Source organism: Paenibacillus sp. FSL R7-0652, assembly GCF_038595045.1.
In the GTDB taxonomy this organism is placed as follows: Bacteria; Bacillota; Bacilli; order Paenibacillales; family Paenibacillaceae; genus Paenibacillus.
Window position 1 is genome coordinate 3,514,473 of the sequence record NZ_CP152001.1, and the last position, 20,535, is coordinate 3,535,007.

Below are 20,535 nucleotides of genomic sequence, written 5' to 3' on the forward strand. Positions count from 1 at the left end.
GGCAAGTGAATGAATACGCTCGAAAAACACGTACTTTTATCTGATGCAAGGCTGGAAAAGGAAAAGCGATTCTGGCTTGAACAATTTTCTGATTTTACAGAAATGACACGGCTCTCCTTTCAGTCATCCGTTCCACAGAAAGAAGTTGTAGTAAAGCGTTTTTCCTTAAATTCAAAACTTACACAACGTCTCCAGACGGTGAGTAGAGGCTCTGAACATGCCATGTTTATATTGCTGCTCTCAGGGATCAGCTGCCTTTTGCATAGATATACAGGGAAGACCGATGTTACTTTCGGAGTTCCCATCATAGCTAACCCGGATGAGGAGCGAGCTTCGCTAAATACGTTGATGCTCATTCGGGCCAAGCACCAGTCTGGAGAAAATGGGCGACAACTCATTGCACAGATGAAACAATGCATAGTAGATGCGGATCGTCATTCCAATTTTCCTTTTTCCCTTTTGCTCGATATGCTTGGTGTTGATCAAAAAGAAGGCCCTCACTGCAGCATCATCGCAACCATGAAAGGAACGTATGATCCATCGATTGTGGAAGATATTCATTATGATTGCCGTTTCGAGTTCGAGCGTTCTAATGACGAGATAGTTTTACAGTTAAGTTATGCGAGGTCGTCTTATGCCGATTGGTTTATCAGCCAGTTGTTCATTCATTTTGAACGGATATTAGACCAACTGCTCTTTCATCCAGACCAACTGTTGGAATCGTACGAAATACTTGATGAAAACGAGTTGAGTTTACTCGTACCCGCAATAAGTCAGGAAGAGGATCTCAATCTAGTTTCAACAATTCCAACATTATTCGTAAAACAAGTGGAACAGCATCCGGACAAAGTCGCCATTCGATCGGATACCGGGAAGTACACCTACAAGGAATTAGATGACATGGCTAATCGCGTTGCTGTTTATCTAATACAGGAACGCGGTTTACAGCCTGGAGGGCATGTTGGAATTATGATGCATAATTCCGTCTATTCAGTCCTCAGCATCCTTGGCGTTCTCAAAGCAGGTGGAGCTTATGTTCCATTGGATCCTGAACTGCCCCTTGTACGACTAAAAACGATGATGACCGATGCCTGTATTGATACGGTCTTGTCCCTTAAAACTTATCTCAAACAGCTCAATCGCCTGCAATGGGAAGTGTCATTGTTTAAGGCATATCTTTGCCTCGATACAGATCAACTAGATCATGCTGAAGAGTTAGAAAGTGAGTTTATGGATCAGGCTGTATGGAACTTTGTAGCAGACCAGGCTGGTGATGATATTGCTGGCGGTGCATGGGTAAACAGTTATACGCGTCAGGATTTGTCGCGGACAGAAATGGATGAGTACGCGAACAACATCAAGCAAAAGCTGTTACCTTTCATAAACAAAGACACTCGTGTCCTCGAGATTGGTTGTGCATCTGGGATCAGTATGTTTACGCTCGCTCCTCATGTTGGATTTTATTATGGAACGGATCTATCCCAAAGCATGATTGATTTTTGTCAGAAGAGAGTCGAACGAGAAGGCTTTGAACACATTCGATTACGAAGTCTCCCTGCTGATCAGATAGAAACACTTGACGAAGCGCCTTTTGACATTATTGTTCTGAACAGCGTCGTTCAAATTTTTAAAGGGCACCATTATTTGCGGAAGGTACTTCGTTCCGCTCTGAATATGCTCTCAGCAGAAGGCAAAATATTTATCGGCGACGTTATGGACCTTGATAGCAAAGAAGCTTTTTTAGAGGACTTACGGCAATTTGCTCTAACACATCCGGAAGCGAACACCAAAATGGAATTTGATAATGAGTTATTTTTGTCTAGGGAATTTTTCGAGGATATTCATGCGACATATGAGGAGATCACCAGCGTTCGTTTCTCAGATAAGGTGTATACGATTCCTAACGAACTCACCTTGTTTAGGTATGATGTGATCCTTGAAAAAAATGGGCCTTCATTATCCAGCAGACCTAGCAAGTGGAAGCATCAGCATGATCTGAAATGGATCAAAGAACTGCCTGATTCCGCTCCTCAAGTCGATTTTTCGGCAAGCAGCGCTGCATATATTCTTTATACTTCAGGGTCAACAGGAACACCTAAAGGAGTCGTAGTCGAACATCATAATGTGGTTCGTTTACTAAAGACAGCGGCCTCGCTGTTTTCATACAACCATCGTGATGTTTGGTCTATGTTCCATTCCATATCATTCGACTTTTCGGTTTGGGAAATGTTTGGTGCACTGCTCTATGGAGGCGAACTTGTCATTGTACCTCGGGAACTGTCAGCGGACACTCGTCGTTTTGTACCATTTGTGAAAGAGAATCAGGTTACGATGCTGAGCCAGACGCCATCAGCGTTTTATCAATTTGCCCGTGAAGCCGTGCAGAACAATATTCAATTACCATCACTTCAAACGATTGTGTTCGGCGGAGAAGCACTACAACCGACCATGCTTCGTGAATGGAATGTACATTATCCGCAAGTTCAGTTAATCAACATGTATGGCATTACAGAAACAACCGTTCACGTTACTTATAAAGAAATTACTTCTGAGGATATTCATCGTAATGTATCCGATATTGGCAGGGCGCTACCATCCTATCAGGTGTACGTTCTTGATCCATCACAGCGGGTCGTCCCAGCTGGGGTGCCAGGTGAAATGTATGTAGGTGGAAGTGGTGTTGCACGACAATATTTAAATTTGAAGGACTTAACGGAGCAGCGATTCACTTCCATTCCGATGCAGCCTGGTAAAAAAGTGTATCGAACGGGTGATTTGGCACGCTGGAATACAGACGGCACGCTCGAGTATATGGGCAGAATCGACGAACAGGTCAAAATTAGGGGATATCGGTTGGAATCAGGAGAAATTACCGCTGCTCTTTTACAGCATGCAAATGTCGATCAGGCGATTGTCCAAGTGATCGAATCAAAGGACGATAGTAAAGAACTTTGTGTGTACTATACCGTTTCCGGTGTAGTGGGCCCTAAAGAGATCAAAGAATGGCTCTCAAAGAAGCTGCCTAAATTTATGATTCCTACTTTTGTCGTTCAAGTGGACAGCATACCTCTTACTCCAAACGGAAAAGTAGATCGAAGAAAACTTCCTGATCCCCGTTTAGACCTGCACCGGGAACAAACATTCCAGCAGCCAATGGGTGATCTTGAGGAAAGTCTGGCTAGCATTTTTGAGGACATCCTTGGCGTATCACGAATAGGGAAATATGACAGTTTTTTTGAGTTAGGTGGTCATTCGCTCAAGGCAACACGTTTAGTATCTCGCGTATACAAGGAGTTAGCTTATGAATTGAATCTCAGGGATATTTTCCGTTTCCCTTCCATTCATGAACTTGCAGTGCATTTGGCTGGGCTGCGTTCCATTCGTGCATTTGAAGGCATTCATCCGGCTGAACCCAGAGAACATTACCCGCTGACCTCAGCGCAAAAAAGGTTGTACATTTTGGAGCAGTTTAGTGACATCGGTACGAGTTATAATATGCCGCTCATCCTTGAGGCAGCGGGGAAGCTTGATGTAGATCGCGTACGGGCATGCTGCTTGCAGTTACTACAACGACATGTTAGCTTACGTACCGCCTTTACCATGATCGAAGATTCTCCTGCTCAAATTGTGTTCGAGTTAAATGAACTGACTCCAGACATCCGTTACATTGAACTGGAGGATGTAAGCAAAATGTCTTTGCAAGAACACATTCACGAATTCGTACGTCCTTTTAATTTGAGCAAGCCACCATTAATGCGGCTTGAAATCATCCGTCTGAACCATGATAAATACATGTTCATGCTGGATATGCATCATCTGATTTCAGATGGTACTTCGCTGTACTTGTGGATTAACGAGTTTATGGCTTTATACCGCGGAGAACAGCTTAATCCTCTCCATATCCAGTTCACCGATTATGCTATCTGGCAGCAAGAACAGGGAGAGGATTTACGCGAAAAGCAAAAGAACTATTGGCATAGCCAGCTTGCCGGGGAGTTACCTGTACTTCAGCTCCCATACGACCAAGAACGACCGGCAATCCAAGATTTTAGAGGAGATCAACTAACGATACACCTCAGCAGCAATCTTACTCAAAAATTGCATGAAACTTGCCTTCAGAGAGGCGTAACAATGTACATGATGCTGATGGCAGCCTACCAAATCATGCTGCATAAATACACGGGACAAGAAGACATCATTGTGGGTACGCCGGCAGCAGGTAGAGGACATGTGGATTTGGAACCGATCATTGGCATGTTTGTTAATACCCTGGCTATACGAAGTTTCCCGCGTTCTGATTTGACTTTTGATTCATTTTTGAACGAAGTCAAAAGTGTCTGCCTGGGAGCCTTTGAACATGAAGATTATCCATTGGAACAATTGGTTCAGGATCTTAAAGTTCAGCGTGATTCCAGCCGGAATCCATTGTTTGATACAATGCTCGCTTTTCAAAATATGGAAAAGGTTACTTTTCGCATGGATAGCCTGGAGATTACAGCTTGTGATTACGAATGGACCTCATCCAAGTTCGACTTGCTCCTTCAAGCTGAAGAAGATGCGGAAAGACTTGTGCTGACATTCGAGTACGCGACTTCCTTGTTTCACAAGGCCACCGTGGAGCGTTTTGGTTCGAGCCTCGTGCGTGTTCTTGAGGAAGTCGTCACCCATCCGGAATTGAAGATTAGAGATATCAGTGTTCTAACTGCACAGGAGATACAAGTAATAGATAGGCAGCTTTCTGGCGAAGACAGAAAAGGCGGACAAGTGAACACGATCTACAGTGCCTTTAGAGAACAGGTACTGCGCACTCCGGACCGAATTGCGATCGTAGAGGAAGAGGTATTTCTTAGCTACCAAGAACTTAGCCAGCGTGTCAATCGACTTGCTAGCGTTATTCGCAAGAAGGGAGTTGGTCATGGATCTGCTGTAGCGATCTGTGGGGAGCGTTCTATTTCATACATTACGGGTGTACTTGCAATCATAAAAGCCGGAGCTGCTTTTGTTCCTATCGATTCAACACTGCCACCAGATCGGATGTTGTACATGCTCCAAGATTCAGACGCAAAGCTTGTAATAGATTGTTCAGGTGCACTCTCGGATATTTCCGAAGTTCCTTTACTTTCTTTAGAGATAAACGATGACGAAGAGTATAACATCGGTTTAGAACCCACCGTCAAACCTGAAGATCCGTTATACATTGTCTACACTTCAGGAACGACAGGTGCACCAAAAGGTGTTCAGTTGGCTCACAGTAATCTGATGAACCTTGTCTTGCATCACCAGCAGCAATCCACAATTCAAATGGATGGCAGAGTGCTTCACGCATCGTCTATTGGATTTGATGTCTGTTATCAGGAAATGTTTGTAACACTTCTTAGCGGCGGGGAACTTGTGATCGCACCGGAACAGGTCAAAACAACACCTGACCTGTTGTTAAAATTTATCCGGAAGCATGAAGTCAAAACATTATTTTTACCGACAGCATATTTCAACTTCCTCGCTGGGGAAGCAGATATGGTTAACGACCTACTGGGGGGAACACTTCAGCACATTGTAGTCGCTGGTGAAGCGCTGGTATTATCAGCCCCGTTCAGATCAGCCTATCAGCAAAGCAAAGTTATATTACACAATCACTATGGCCCATCTGAAACTCATGTAGTAACAACTATTGCCCTCGGCAAAGATGAGGGGTTGCAAGAACGACCGACCATTGGAAAGCCGATTAACAATGTACGTTGTTACATTTTAGATCAACAGAAGCAATTCGTTCCAATTGGTGTCGCAGGAGAATTATACATTTCGGGAGCATCTGTCGGACAAGGGTACGTCAATCAGCCAGAGCTGACTGTGCAGCAGTTCACACAAGATCTTTATCAAGATGGGGTGGTAATGTATCGAACAGGAGATCTTGCCAAATTATTACCTACTGGAGAGATTCAACTGATTGGCAGGACAGATCATCAGGTTAAAATTAGAGGCTATCGGATAGAGCCAGGAGAGATTACTGCATCTTTGCTTCAGCAAGAAGGAATTCGTCAAGCAGCAGCAATCGTAAAAACCGATCCACATGGAGGTAAGGAACTGCTTGCTTTCTACGTGGCAGAAAAGGAGATTGAGCATTCGGATGTATCGTTGTTTCTTGCTAAGCGTTTACCTTCGTACATGATGCCTGCTCATTTGATCCGGCTTGAAACCATTCCGCTTACCCGAAACGGAAAAGTGGACTATAAGGCATTGTCAGCCGCTTCTGCTCCTACTTTGATAAGCGAGTCATATGAAGCACCAACGATGGAGATTGAACTGAAAATAAGCGAATTGTTTAAACATGCTCTTGGCAAAAATCATCTCGGAAGACATTCGGATTTCTTTGCCGAGGGTGGTCATTCATTGAAAGCAATGAAATTAGTAGCAGACATTCGTAAACAATTGAGCGTAGAGATAACCCTGAAGGATATTTTCCTATATCCGACAGTGCAATTACTTGCAAATTACGTCAGTGGATTGGATGGAGCTGAAGCAGCCGCGTCTATTGTTAAGACAGATCGTCTCCATGGATACCCGCTAACTTCTGCTCAAAAAAGACTCTACATTCTCGATCAATATGAAGGAATTAGCACGACGTACCACTTGTCTTCTTCGCTGCTTGTAGAAGGTAAGCTTGATCTAGAACGAGTCCAATTCGTCTATCAGGCCCTCCTTAAGCGGCATGAAAGTTTACGTACTTCTTTCCATATGGAAGACGAAGAAACAATTCAAATCGTGAATGATGTCGAGGACATCGTTCTGTGGTACCGAGATGCAGAAGGAGTAGAGGAGGGCGTATTAAATGAATTAGTGAACTCCTTCATTTGTCCATTTGATCTTCATACGGCCCCGTTAATGAGACTCGGAGTTATTCGGCTGGATAAGGAAAAACATATTCTTCTTATGGATATGCATCATATTGTGTCAGATGGCACATCCATCGGCATTTTGATTGAAGAGTTTCTTGCACTTTATCGTGGAGAACAGCTTCCATCAGTACAGGTTACGTTTAAAGATTTTGCAGTTTGGCAAGAAGATCAGCTAAAGTCAGAACAAACGATTTCAAAAGAAACGTTTTGGACGAATCATCTATCAGGAGAGCTGCCGGTACTCCAATTACCTACAGACTTTCCAAGACCTATCCACCAAAAATTCGAAGGTGAGTTAACATATCTAGAATTGGATCAGGACTTATTACTAGAATTACGCAAGCTTACCCAAAAAACAAACTCGACTCTTTACATGATCATGCTTTCCGCCTTTTATATTCTGATGCACAAATATTCGGGTGATGAGGACATTATTGTCGGCGTTCCTGTAGCCGGTAGATCACATGCGGACGCGGCCCGCGTTGTTGGCATGTTGGTCAATACATTACCTGTCCGCACCCGCCCAGAACACAATAAAACATTCACAGCCTATTTGCATGAAGTGAAGCAGATTTTGTTAGATGCATTCGAACATCAGGATTACCCGCTAGAGCGTATGATGGAAAAATTGGAATTCGCTGCAGATCCAACTCGAAATCCATTGTTCTCTGTTACTTTCGACTTTCAAAACATGCATATGCCAGCAATGAACCTGGAGGGTATGAAAATTACTAGTTGGGATAGCAGCCACACTAGTTCTAAGTTTGATATATCTGTGTCTGTTTCCGAACAAGAACATGGCGTTCGATGCTTAGTTGAGTATGCAACTTCTCTCTTTAGTCGAGAAACCGTCGATCGGATGATGGCGCATTACCGTGAAATATTGCTTTCTATTATTCATTCGGAAGATACTCTGATTGGGAAATTGGGAAGCATGCCGCTGAACGAAAGAGAGTTGATTTTGGATAATTTCAATCAAAGCAGTAAGGAAATCTACTCCGATGAATGGATACATGTCACCTTTGAACGCCTGGCTGATTGTCAGCCATCCGCTACAGCTATTGTTATGGGAGAAATGCATTTAAGTTATGGCGAATTAAATTCGCATGCGAATCAATTAGCTTATACCTTAATGGAGCAAGGTATTGGGCACAATCAAGTCGTTGCTGTATATATGGACTCTTCTATTAATACTGTTGTATCCATTATCGCCATTTTAAAAGCGGGAGCGGCCTATCTCCCTGTGGATCCAGAGTATCCTCTAGACAGAGTGCACTTTATTCTTGAGGACAGCGAGGCGAAAATGGTCATTACTGATGCTGATCATGCCAAAATGACAGGAAACGTACCTGCCATGATTTACGATTTTGCAGCGAATGTGGATCTATGGGAAATGAGAATCAACAATCCAAACGTTCTGCTTGAGCCAAGCCATCTCGCTTATGTCATCTATACTTCGGGTTCAACAGGAAAACCGAAGGGAGTGAAAATTCCTCACCGAGGACTGTGCAGCTTATCTGAGTTGTGTACTGACAACCTTGAAATTAGACCATCAGATAAGGTATCGCAGATAGCGAGCATTGCTTTTGATATGGCTGCATTCGAAATAATTGCCGCTTTGTCTACCGGTGCCCAGTTACACCTTGTACCAAGAAAGGTTGCAGCGAATCCAGAGAAATTGACAGAATTACTAAACGAAAGCGGCATTTCCGTCATGTTTATGACGCCTTCACATCTGGCTTATTTAAATCCAGCTCATCTCCATTCCGTACGCCTCGCAGCCACTGGAGGAGAAGCTATTTCTAAACATGAATATGAACGCTGGCAGAAATTTGAATATGCTAATCTTTACGGACCTACGGAAGCAACAATTCTTGCGACGGCATGGAGGCCTGAGCCGGGAGGTCTCAACGGAATGCAGGTTCCAATTGGCAAACCGGTCGCAGGGAGAAAGATTTACATTCTTAATGAATCACTCGAATTACAGCCGATTGGTGTTGAAGGAGAATTATACATCGGTGGCGAGGGCATCGCGGCAGGTTATGTTGGACTAGAGGAAGTAAATAAGAAACACTTCATAGCCGATCCTTTCTCACCTGGCCAAAAAATGTACAAAACAGGCGACAAGGGCCGCTGGCTTATGGACGGTAACATTGAGTTTAAGGGGCGAGCCGATCATCAAGTCAAAATACGAGGTTACCGAATCGAAACCGGGGAAATTGAGCTTGCTCTTTTACAGCACTCATTCGTCCATGAAGCTGTTGTCATTGTAAAAACCATGACCGATCAGGAGCCTTATTTATGTGCTTTTATCGTAGAAAGCGAGCCTGTTGATTCCAATGTGTTAAGAAGATTTTTATCCGACCGCATACCTCACTATATGCTGCCAGCAAAAATTGTAAAGCTATCGCATCTGCCTGTGACTTTAAATGGCAAGCTGGATAGAAAACAACTTGAAAGTATCGACATCTCATTAGTGGACGAAACCAATTATATTCAGCCAAGAACGGAAATGGAGCAAGGGCTTGCTGATCTTTGGAAAAAATACTTGAATGCTGAAAGGATCGGTATTCGCGATAATTTCTTTGAGATGGGTGGACAGTCTTTAATTGCAACCAGAATACTTACCGAAATCACTCGCGATTGGGGACTAACAATTTCTTTAAGACACCTGTATCAGTATCAGACCATTGAAGAACTAGCACATTTCATGGAGGGGGAAACAAAACTTGATACCAACGGTGAGCAGCCATAACGTACAGCTGTTTTGCATTCCTCACGCTGCTGGCTCTGCCAGCATGTACGTGGAATGGAAGAATCGACTGCCAAAAAGCGTAGAGCTTGTTCCGCTAGAGCTTGCTGGAAGAGGTCGTAAATTTAATCAACCGTTATATAACGACTTCGAAGAAGCTGCGGCTGATTTATATAATGAGCTCATTCAGATGCAGTCTGGTCAACCTTATGCCATATTTGGACACAGCATGGGCAGTCTACTCGGATACGAGTTGGCTATGCGAGCTCAAGAGAATGGACACCCGCCACATGTGCTTTTTCTAGCAGGACAAAATCCTCCTCATCATTTTCGTGGCGTTTCACGCTATTCCGCCATGTCTGATGATGAGCTCTGGTCTTTCCTGCTAGAAGGAAGTCAAACGCCTTGGGATGAGCATGAGCATGGACAGCAGATTCGAGAGATGTATCTCCCTATACTCAAAGCTGATCTGCGTTTATGTGACACCTACCACCATATAAAGGGTCGAAAGAAATACGGAAGCCAGCTCGTTGTTATGAACGGTGCGAAAGATTCGTCTGTCGTGGCAGAAGAAAAAGAATGGCATGAATTAGTGGATATATCTTGTATGCATGAGATGTTTCCTGGCGGGCACTATTTCGTTTATGAAGACCAGGAACACGTAATAGAAACCGTTGTTCACTATCTTAAGGGGGTTATCTAACTGTTTCTAACAATGATGAAATCCAAAATTCATAAAGCAACCGTGACGGAAGCCAATCTCAACTATGTTGGCAGCATTACGATCGATCGTGATTTGATGGATAGAGCGAACCTCCTAGAGAACGAGAAAGTTCAAGTCGTTAACAATAACAACGGGGCCCGACTGGAGACATATATCATTGCAGGTGAACGTGGATCTGGCGTCATCTGCCTAAATGGGGCTGCAGCTCGGCTCGTACAAGTGGGAGACATCGTCATTATTATTTCTTATGGGCTAATGAATGCAGAAGAGGCCGCTGGCCATGTACCTCATGTTGTACTTGTAGATTCGTCCAATCGAGTATCCCAGATATTATCTGGCGAAAAACACGGTCAAATCGTATAAATCTGTATTAAGCATACCTTGCACTTGATTTTATAAAGAAGGAGACCTTTCATGAACAATAAGCAGGCTTCCAAAACAGATGAAATTTTCCAATTGGTGCATCCCCAGAAACGCGTTAGCTCCATGGAATCATTGTTCCCCGGCTCCCCCATGCATAACATCGGAGGAGTAATCCGCATTCAGGGCGCCTTTAAACCGGAATTAATGGAAGAAGTCATTCGATTGTTTATACGTCATCATGAAGGCATAAGAGTGCAGCTTGTACAACAAGACGGTGAGCTGCAGCAATTTGTTGCTAAAGAACCTTCTGCTGATCAGTGCATTGCGGCATTAGTAAACTTCTCGAATCAGCCTAACCCAGAAGACCGCTTCAAGGAATGGGTTGAAGAGCAGGCAAGCACACCGTTCCAGCTCCTGAATGCTCCACTTTATACCTTTTCACTGTGTATCATTCGAGAGGGGGTCAGTGCACTCCTGATTAAATTGCACCACGTGGTTGCGGATGGTTGGTCGACAGCACTCCTTACAGACCAGCTATGGATGTTATATGAGCGAATAGAGAAGTCCATAAACAAGGGGACCGAGTCAGAACCTCCTGTTCTGTTAGGATCCCGACTTCAGGATGCTATTGAACAGGAAGATCGTTATAAACGTTCTCCTAGATTTAAGCAAGATCGGGAGTACTGGCTGGACAAATTCGAAGATACGTCGGACATTGCTCCCTTGTCCGTTTCAGAATTACGTGGAAAACGAAAATCCTTTGTGATGGACAACGAGTTATCTGAAGCAATCCGAGATTTCTCGAAACAAACATCCTTGTCAGTCAATCTTTTGTTTGTAGCCGTATATTTTGCTTACCTTCATCGTGTTGAAGGTAAGCAAAAAATTACGATAGCCATGCCTTTATTGAATCGAAACGGTGCTGTTCAGAAAAAAACATTTGGTATGTTTACGAGCACCATGCCTTTACGCATGGAGATACAAGGAAACTGGACTTTTTTAGAATTGATCCAACATATTCAAGATGAGATGAAACAATGCTATAAACACCACCGTTACCCTTATGATCTATTGCTGCAGGACTTACGAAATAGGGGATTTGAACAAGCTGCTCTTTTCGATACGTCTATTAATTACTATAATACTCGGCATACGATTGAAGTCATGGATTTATCTATTCAAAATACTGAGTTTTACAGTGGAGAACAATGGTACGCCTTACAATGGATTATCCGTGACTGGTCGTCTGATCCAGCACTAACTCTGGATATGGATTACCAAGTTGATGTGTATTCCGATGAGGAAATTGAGCAGATGTACATTATCGCTAGTCGTTTGCTGAGACAGGGAATGAACGAACCCAATATTCCTGTTTGTCAGCTAAGTTTACTTTCTTCACAGGAAGTGAATTGGCAGCTGTACGAATATAACGATACCGCACACAACTATAATCGTGAAACGATAATAACGCAGCTTATAGAAAATCAGGTTTGCCTTACTCCTGAAAAAACGGCAGTGAGCTTTGGAAAAGTCAGTCTAACCTATGCAGAGCTGGACAATCTGGCGAACAAAGTAAGGGATCGCCTACGATCTAAGGGAATGGGTAGAGGACATGTCATTGGAATTTATATGAATCACTCCATTGAAACGGTTGCATTTATTCTTGGGGTACTCAAATCCGGAGCTGCTTATCTCCCAATGGATCAATCGGCACCTTTTGATCGGCTTTCCTTCATGGCTGTGGATGCGAGTGTAAGCATCATTGTAACGGATCGGACCGAGCGTTTTCCGTATGAAGGCGAGTGGATTGAATCTCAGACCTTATGGTATGAAGGTAATGAAAATGTATATCAAGAAGCGGTTCGAAGCAGCTCCACAGCCGATGATCTGGCCTATATTATCTACACTTCAGGTTCTACAGGACAACCTAAAGGAACGCTAGTAGGGCACCGTTCACTAGTAAACTATATTGGGTGGGCAGCTAGAATGTACACGGACGGGAAGCAAGATGCTTTTGCTCTTTATTCCTCTCTCGCATTTGATCTGACGGTCACTTCCATTTTCACTCCACTCATATGTGGTGGAAGCATCGTGATTTATCCAGACGACGGAATCGAGCATCCGTTATATCAAATTGTAAGAGAAAATAAAGTAACGGTTCTCAAGCTTACGCCATCTCACCTATCCTTGCTTAAAGACATGGACTTACGTAACTGTACCATTAAATCTTTAATTGTCGGTGGGGAAGATTTCAAAGTGGCCACGGCAGCAGCAATCGATCGGGCATGGGGCGGGCGAGTTTCTATACACAACGAATATGGACCTACCGAAGCTACAGTAGGCTGCATGATCTATACGTACGATAAATTAAAGGATCTCGAAGGATCTCTACCTATTGGAGTCCCGGCCGACAATGTGCAAATCTACGTGCTCGACGAACATCTCCGGCTTCTTCCAAGAGGGAAAATAGGTGAGATTTATATAGCTGGTGACGGACTTGCTCTGGGGTATTTGAACCGAGCGGAAGCAACGTCGACAAGCTTCCTACCTCATCCCTTCGAAACCGGAAAACGAATTTACAAAACAGGTGATAGGGGACGTTTCCGAGAAGACGGACTTCTTGAATATAAAAACCGTCTCGATAATCAGCTTAGCATCCGTGGATATCGTATAGAACCTGGTGAAGTTGAACACATAATCTTATCACATCCTTCCGTGAGTGAAGCAGCGGTAGCAGCCGTTTCAATTCAGGGAAGCACACAGCAATTATGTGCATATGTCATCTTAAACCAGGAAGAAACTCCAGAGAACATTCAGACGTTTTTAGCACAGCAACTGCCATCTTATATGGTTCCGCACCACTATGTATACCTTGATCAACTGCCTATGACACGAAACGGCAAGCTAGATAAAGCGAGCCTTCCATCTCCAATAATCTCCACATCAAATCAAGCTGGACATCTTGATGAATTATCTGAAAACAATTCGGGGTACACATCGCTGTTAACCGTGCTGGCTGACGTATTACAATTATCACATATCGCTTATGACACACACTTCTATCACATGGGAGGAGACTCCATTAAAGCGATTCAGGTCTCTTCATATTTACGTGAACAAGGTTATCTACTTACAGCTAACGACATCTTATCTAATCCCGTCGTAACCGATATGGCAAGGCTCATTCAAAAATTAAATCTGCAGCAGGAGGAGGAGCCCTGCAGCGGCCCGCTGCCAGACACTCCTATGCTTTCTTGGTTTAATACACTTGAACTTGATTGCCCTCAGCAGTATCATCAGCGCATTATTCTAAAAGTAAAACGAAATCTTTCCGCCTTAGAGATCGGTACCCTGCTTAATCAGTTGTATGATTACCATGATATATTCCGCATCAATAAGGTGAAAGGATCTGCGAGTTTCTTTTATAACGATTTCCCTCGGCCGGCTGAACATCTCGTGTATGAATTAGGTGAGGCAGCTCAATCGCCGGATGACATCTACAACAGAATGCTGGAAAAAGTGGACCGTATTGAAAAGCAGCTCGACTTGGAAAACGATAGGTTAATCCAGTCTATTCTGTTTTGTCGAGACAGCCAACCCCTTTATCTTATCTTGACTGCCCATCATGTCATTATGGACGGAGTGTCTTGGCGAATTCTATTGGAAGATATTAATCATGCTGCAAAACAGTCTCGAAAAGGAGAAGAGGCAAGATTTCTGCACAAGACCACTTCGTATCTCCGTTGGGCAGAATCATTACACTACCTGAAATCATCTTTCTATGACCAGGAGCAGTCATATTGGAATGAAATCATATGTAAAGTAATGCCTTTTTTCAGTCCGAGTGCAGAAGGATTTAACGATTCAAGTGACGATGTGGAAAACGAATCAACTGTCGAGACGCATTATATTGAGATTCCTGAAGACATCACCTCCAGCTTGCTTGGAACCTCTAACCAAGCATACAACACGAGAACGATTGAACTTATTCTAGCAGGCTTATTTGCTGCGATAAGAGAGGTTACAGGAAAGTCGGCCGTAAGCCTTGATTTAGAAGGGAACGGGCGAGAAGCTTTGCCACAAGGAGGAGATAAAAAGATAAATACTATCGATTTATCAAGATCCATCGGTTGGTTTACTAGTCTTTATCCCTTTGTCCTTTCTGAAATACCTGCTTCATGGGGTGACCTAATCATAAAAGTGAAAGAACAACTTCGAAGAATACCGCGAGGCGGTGTTGGTTATGGAGTCCTGAAATATATCCACCGGTCAATGCCAGACGCCCCGAACAATGATTTTATCTTTAATTATTTAGGGGAGTTTACAGAAAGAAATAACCAAGCAGACTTTAGCCTGGTGAATTCAATTCATGCACTGACTGCTTCACAAAGTAGTGGGCGTCATAAAGTAGAAATTAATGGCGGTATTTTTGATCACAGATTAAGGTTCGAAGCACGTATTGTCCATGTATCGCTGGCCGAAAAGAAGCAGGTTAAATTGATTATGGATCGTTTTTACGCTTCATTGCTGGACATCACGCAGCATTGTTCGGTCCAGCATACAAAGGAATTTACTCCCTCTGACTTTGAAAGCGTCGATTTAACGCAAGACGAACTGGATAGTATTTTTTCCTAACTTCAGCGTCAGTAAACTAAAGGAGCGGAGTATGCGGATACGAAGAGGAGCACGTATAAGTTCAACGATAATGACCATTGTTATGTGTATTACAGGCCTTTTATTAGCGATTTATCCTGTATCTTATCTTGCCTCTGCAGAGGCAAGCCAGACTAGTTTACCCAAGGATGAACAACTTCAACAGATTGAGCATCTGATTAAGAGTCAGATGGATAAATCCCTTATTCCCGGATTGGCGGTTACCATCGTTCACGGAGATGAGACCATCTACCAGCAGGGTTTTGGTTTTGCTAATGTCGATAAGAAACAATCCGTTTCCCCAAAAAGCATCTTTGAACTAGGTTCGACAACCAAAGCATTTACCGGGCTTGGACTTCTTAAGCTGGTGGCGGAAGGTAAGCTGAACTTGGATGACTCGGTCACGGATTATATCCCTTGGATCAAATTCCATACAAAGGACTCCAACCGCAGTGATTCCGTTACATTAAGGCAGGTTCTGTACCAAACAAGCGGTATTCCATTTACGTCTATCACGAGTATTCCTTCAAGCAACGATGATACAGCTTTAAGGGAAACGATAGAAAATTTAAGTGGAACAACACTGGACTTCTCTCCTGGTGAGCGTTTTCAGTACGCAACGATTAATTACGACATCCTTGGATATGTAATTGAGCAGGTGACCAATCAGTCCTACGAAGAATACATGAATACAGAAGTTCTTGAACCGCTAGGATTACAACATACCTTCCTTTCCAAAGCAGAGGCGGAAACTAGTGGAACTATGGCTCAAGGGTATAAATTAGGATATTTGAATGCCCGTCCATTTGACGCCCCAATCTACCGCGGAAATACGCCAGCCGGATATCTCTACTCCGATAGCAATGATATGGCACAGTGGCTCAAAATTCACTTAAACACAGTTCCTGTTAAAGGTTCTATGGAGGAGATCATAGGTATGTCACACATGCCTGATCGTACCGTCTCACCGGACTCTGACGGCTCCTCTTATGCTGCAGGATGGTATGTATATCAGAGTGGTGGTGGGGAACTCTCACATTCAGGTAACAATCCTGCATACTCCTCATTTGTGGCTTTTCGTCCGGAAGAGCAGGTTGGAGTGGCTGTGATGGCAAATTTAAATTCATCCAGCACACTTGTAATCGGACAGGGCATTTTGGACATCATGATCGGCAAAGAACCGGTAACCGAATTAAGTGACATCTATAGAACGGTCGATAAAATCTCAGTAGTTATTTTGGCAGTTTCCATACCTTTTATGGGGTTATCCTTGTGGTTTCTCGGTACCATGGTGAGAGATATTTTGCAGCGGCGCAGAAAGTCCGTCCAGGGTTGGATTAAACATGTGATGCGGGTGTTTGGTTTTGTTTTGTTTGCTGGAGGTGTAGGTGTCGCTTTTCTATATATCCCCCAGGTACTCTTTAACGGCGTTAACTGGAGTTTTGCGGAGGTATGGGCACCTCCCAGCTTAAAGATGGCGGTCTCTATCTTATATGCCAGTTTAATATTATTCGGGCTATGTATGTTGCTACATTCAATGTTTCCAGGTGAAGGGAAAAGAACTCCACTTTTTCCATTTGCGGTGCTTTGCCTCGTAAGTGGACTTGGAAATACACTCATTATCTTTATCATTAACCAAGCACTTATAAATACAAGTTCATTTCAAACAGGACTGTTTACTTTCTTTCTAATGGGTTTAGCAGCTTATGTGATTAGTCAAAAGATCGTTCGCAGTCAACTGATTCGCTTCACGAATGATCTTATTTATCAAAAACAAACTGAAATTATTAATCGCATTTTACGCTCGCCATATTATAAGGTCGAGAAAGTTGCCAAGGAAAAGCTATACGCTGTACTGAATCACGATATTGAAACCATTAGTGGTGGAATTAACGTTCTTGTTTTCGGATTAACGAGCATCATCACCCTTATATTTTGTTTTATTTATCTAGGCTATCTGAACATATATGGGCTGCTCATATCTTTACTCGTAGTTTCGCTTGCTGCCTTAGCTTATTATGTGGCTGGTCGACATGCAAACAAGCATTGGGCGAGGACAAGAGATGTTCAGAACGTATTTTACAAGTACATTGGCCACATGGCCCAAGGGTTTAAAGAATTAAGTTTGCATCAGGATAAAAAGAAACAGTTTCAGATCGATATGCACGATACTTGTGACGAATATAGACAGCGGCGAATCCAAGGGGATATTCGCTTTGCCAACGTGTTTGTCATTGGCGAAATTTTATTTACAGTCGTTATCGGTGTTGTTGCATTTATTTTTCCAATCTTGTTTGACTCTGTGCAATCTTATTCACTCAGTAGTTTTGTGTTCATCTTTTTATATATGGGCGCACCTGTAAGGGGAGTGCTGGATGCAGTACCTGATTTAATTCGTGTTCGCATCGCTTGGAATCGCATGAATGAGCTCGCCGGCGAATTGGATGATGAGAAACATTCAGAAACAAATTCGAACATGACTAAAGAACACCAAATCGATAAGTTTAGCCATCTTGAACTTCAGGATATTCATTATGAATATGTTTCTCCCAACGGGACATCGTTTTCGATCGGACCCATCAATCTGACTCTGCGTGCTGGAGAGATTACTTTTATCACCGGCGGAAATGGCAGCGGGAAATCAACCCTGGTCAAACTGCTTACCGGGCTTTATAAACCATCATCCGGAAACTTATTCGTCAATGGGAAACCGAAACTGAACGGAGAGCAGAGCGAGCTGTTTGCAGCCGTATTTAGTGAGTATCATTTATTTGACAAACTTTATGGTCTTACGAACAGCTTGGATAAGGGCTCTATTGACTACCATTTAGAGAAGCTGCAGCTTGAACAAAAGGTTTCTATAGAAGATGGGAAATTCAGCACTACAGACCTCTCTTCAGGACAACGTCGACGCCTAGCGCTGCTCATAAGTTACCTCGAAGACAGACCGGTGTATCTTTTTGATGAATGGGCTGCGGACCAGGATCCTGAATATCGCCGTTATTTTTATCATCATGTACTGCCTGAACTTAAATTACGGGGGAAATGCGTTATCGCAGTCACTCACGACGATCGATATTTCGAACAAGCAGATAAGCTGGTGAAGATGGAATTTGGAAAAATGGAAATGCTGGATCCAAAACAACATGGTTCTTTACCAGCATATGGAACATAACCAAGTCTTTTAGCGGAGGGGAAGGGTATTGATCAAGTTAGGATTCATGTTCTCGGGACAAGGCAGTCAGTATAAAGGGATGGGATATCTAGCTGATAGATTCAAGATAGCTCAGTGCATTTTTGATCAAGCAAGTGACATATTGGGGTATGATCTATTGTCCGTAATGAATGATAGTAACCCGAACGTGTTACAGCAAACAGAATATGCTCAGCCCGCTATATTTACTTACAGTTATGCTTGGTATCAAATTTTAAAAGAAAATTATAATATAAAGCCAGTATGCGGAGCAGGACATAGTCTCGGAGAGTTTACAGCACTTACGTGTTCAGGAGTACTGTCTTTTGATGATGCACTTACTCTTGTCAATAAAAGAGGTCAATTAATGCAGCAAGCAGCTGAAAATAGTTTTGGAGGTATGGCTGCAATAAAAGGATTGCATCGTTCTATCATTGAAGAAGTCTGTTCCCTTCTATCTAAAGGAGACAGACTTGTGCAAATATCAAATATCAATACTGAAGATCAGATCGTGATCTCTGGCGAAAACTCAAAGGTTCGTCAGGCAAGTGACAAGCTTGCTAAATTGGGAGGCACTGTCTATCCGGTACATGTATCAGCACCGTTTCATACCCCGTATATGGCAAGTGCAAATGCTCAACTTTTAGACATTTTATCGCAGATCAATTTTGCCGATGGGGAATGGCCTGTTATTGGTAATGTAACTGCCAAACCTTATGTAAGTTTAGACGATATAAGAACAGGAATTAGTCACCATATGCTGCATCCTGTTCGATGGTCAGATAGTATGGATTGGATGCTAAGACAGGGAGTAAATACGTTTATTGAAATTGGGCCTCGCTCCGCCTTACGTAATATGATGAAGCAAACTTTACCTCATATTGATGCGTTTTCTTGTGAAGAGCATGATAACCAAATTGCAGAACTAATGAGTGAATACAATCAACCCAAATATGTTACTTTACTGTCAGCTTGTCTTTCAACGGCGCTGCTCGTGCCAAATCGCAATAACAATAGAGAGGAATATGAATATGGTGCTTTACAGCCTCTGAAAGAGCTGAGTACTCTAGAAGCTAAGTCCCAAGAAAAAAAATTAAAAGAAACGGATGCAGAACAAAGAGAAACGCTGCGATTGTTCCAGCGAATTATTACGACTAAGAAGGTCGATGAAGATGAGATATTTGATTATTTCTTTCAAGTTAGCATAAAATCCGCAATCCCAATCAAAAAGTTGATGCAATTGATGGGAGGGGAGAGACTATGATGAGAAATAGTAGGTATTAGGGATCTCACAGAGATAAGATGGTTAGTGCGAATCTTCATCGTATTGATCAAGTGCAGAGAAATCTGAATTTAGGCGGTACCACGGACATAATCGTTCGCCCTAAGTTGACATGAAGTGCCCCTAAGAATAGACATTGGATTAAACCCCTGGTTTATCCAATGAAATTCTAAGGGGGGCATTTTTTATGCCAGCAGTTAAAGGTCAGAAGTTCTTTTTGTCGCTCCATAGCCTCGCTTGTTATACGGGATCTTACGTCCCAACCAGCATCAATCATGGTCATGACAAGTAGGGCGAACACTATAGCATTCGGGATCAACTCCTGTCGCGGGACAATAACATTGTTCCATGCAAGTCGCTATTATAGCGGCTTCTTTTATTTTATCGGTATAAGTTCTTAAGCCCAGGACAAGAACTTATACCATTTATTTGAAAATGTTCACGTTGTTATGGATAACTGACGCTGGGCTAACTCCTTTTTTATCAGGAATACTTCTTATGAATGGTACCGAAAATATAAATAATATAACCTGAAGTTATACCCATATGAAAATTAAACAATTTTGCATATCCGATTTCCCTATTATACTTTATTTATTGAATGGAGATGTAATTGGTACCAAATCATATCTAAAATGTGCTGGCTATATGAAAAAAGATACAACTTTCTAATCA

The 20,535-nt window shown here is 42.8% G+C and carries 6 protein-coding genes; all 6 read left to right on the forward strand.

Annotated features, from left to right (window positions below):
• Positions 1 to 9: 9 nt before the first annotated feature.
• Complete coding sequence (locus MKY97_RS15620) at positions 10 to 9,648, forward strand: amino acid adenylation domain-containing protein (RefSeq protein ID WP_342551279.1); 9,639 nt, start codon at positions 10 to 12, stop codon at positions 9,646 to 9,648.
• Complete coding sequence (locus MKY97_RS15625) at positions 9,623 to 10,348, forward strand: alpha/beta fold hydrolase (RefSeq protein WP_342551280.1); 726 nt, start codon at positions 9,623 to 9,625, stop codon at positions 10,346 to 10,348. The genes MKY97_RS15620 and MKY97_RS15625 overlap by 26 nt, the downstream gene beginning before the upstream one ends.
• Entirely contained in the window at positions 10,349 to 10,732 is a 384-nt protein-coding gene (gene panD, locus MKY97_RS15630; protein ID WP_342556348.1) for an aspartate 1-decarboxylase, read from the forward strand.
• Positions 10,733 to 10,783: 51 nt separating this feature from the next.
• The gene (locus MKY97_RS15635; protein WP_342551281.1) at positions 10,784 to 15,367 is read left to right on the forward strand and encodes an amino acid adenylation domain-containing protein; all 4,584 of its coding nucleotides are present in this window, start codon (positions 10,784 to 10,786) and stop codon (positions 15,365 to 15,367) included.
• A gap of 70 nt (positions 15,368 to 15,437) precedes the next feature.
• Entirely contained in the window at positions 15,438 to 18,560 is a 3,123-nt protein-coding gene (locus MKY97_RS15640; protein WP_342551282.1) for a cyclic peptide export ABC transporter, read from the forward strand.
• Between the two features lie 28 nt (positions 18,561 to 18,588).
• Complete coding sequence (gene fabD / locus MKY97_RS15645; RefSeq protein ID WP_342551283.1) at positions 18,589 to 19,842, forward strand: ACP S-malonyltransferase; 1,254 nt, start codon at positions 18,589 to 18,591, stop codon at positions 19,840 to 19,842.
• The last annotated feature ends 693 nt before the right edge of the window (positions 19,843 to 20,535 follow it).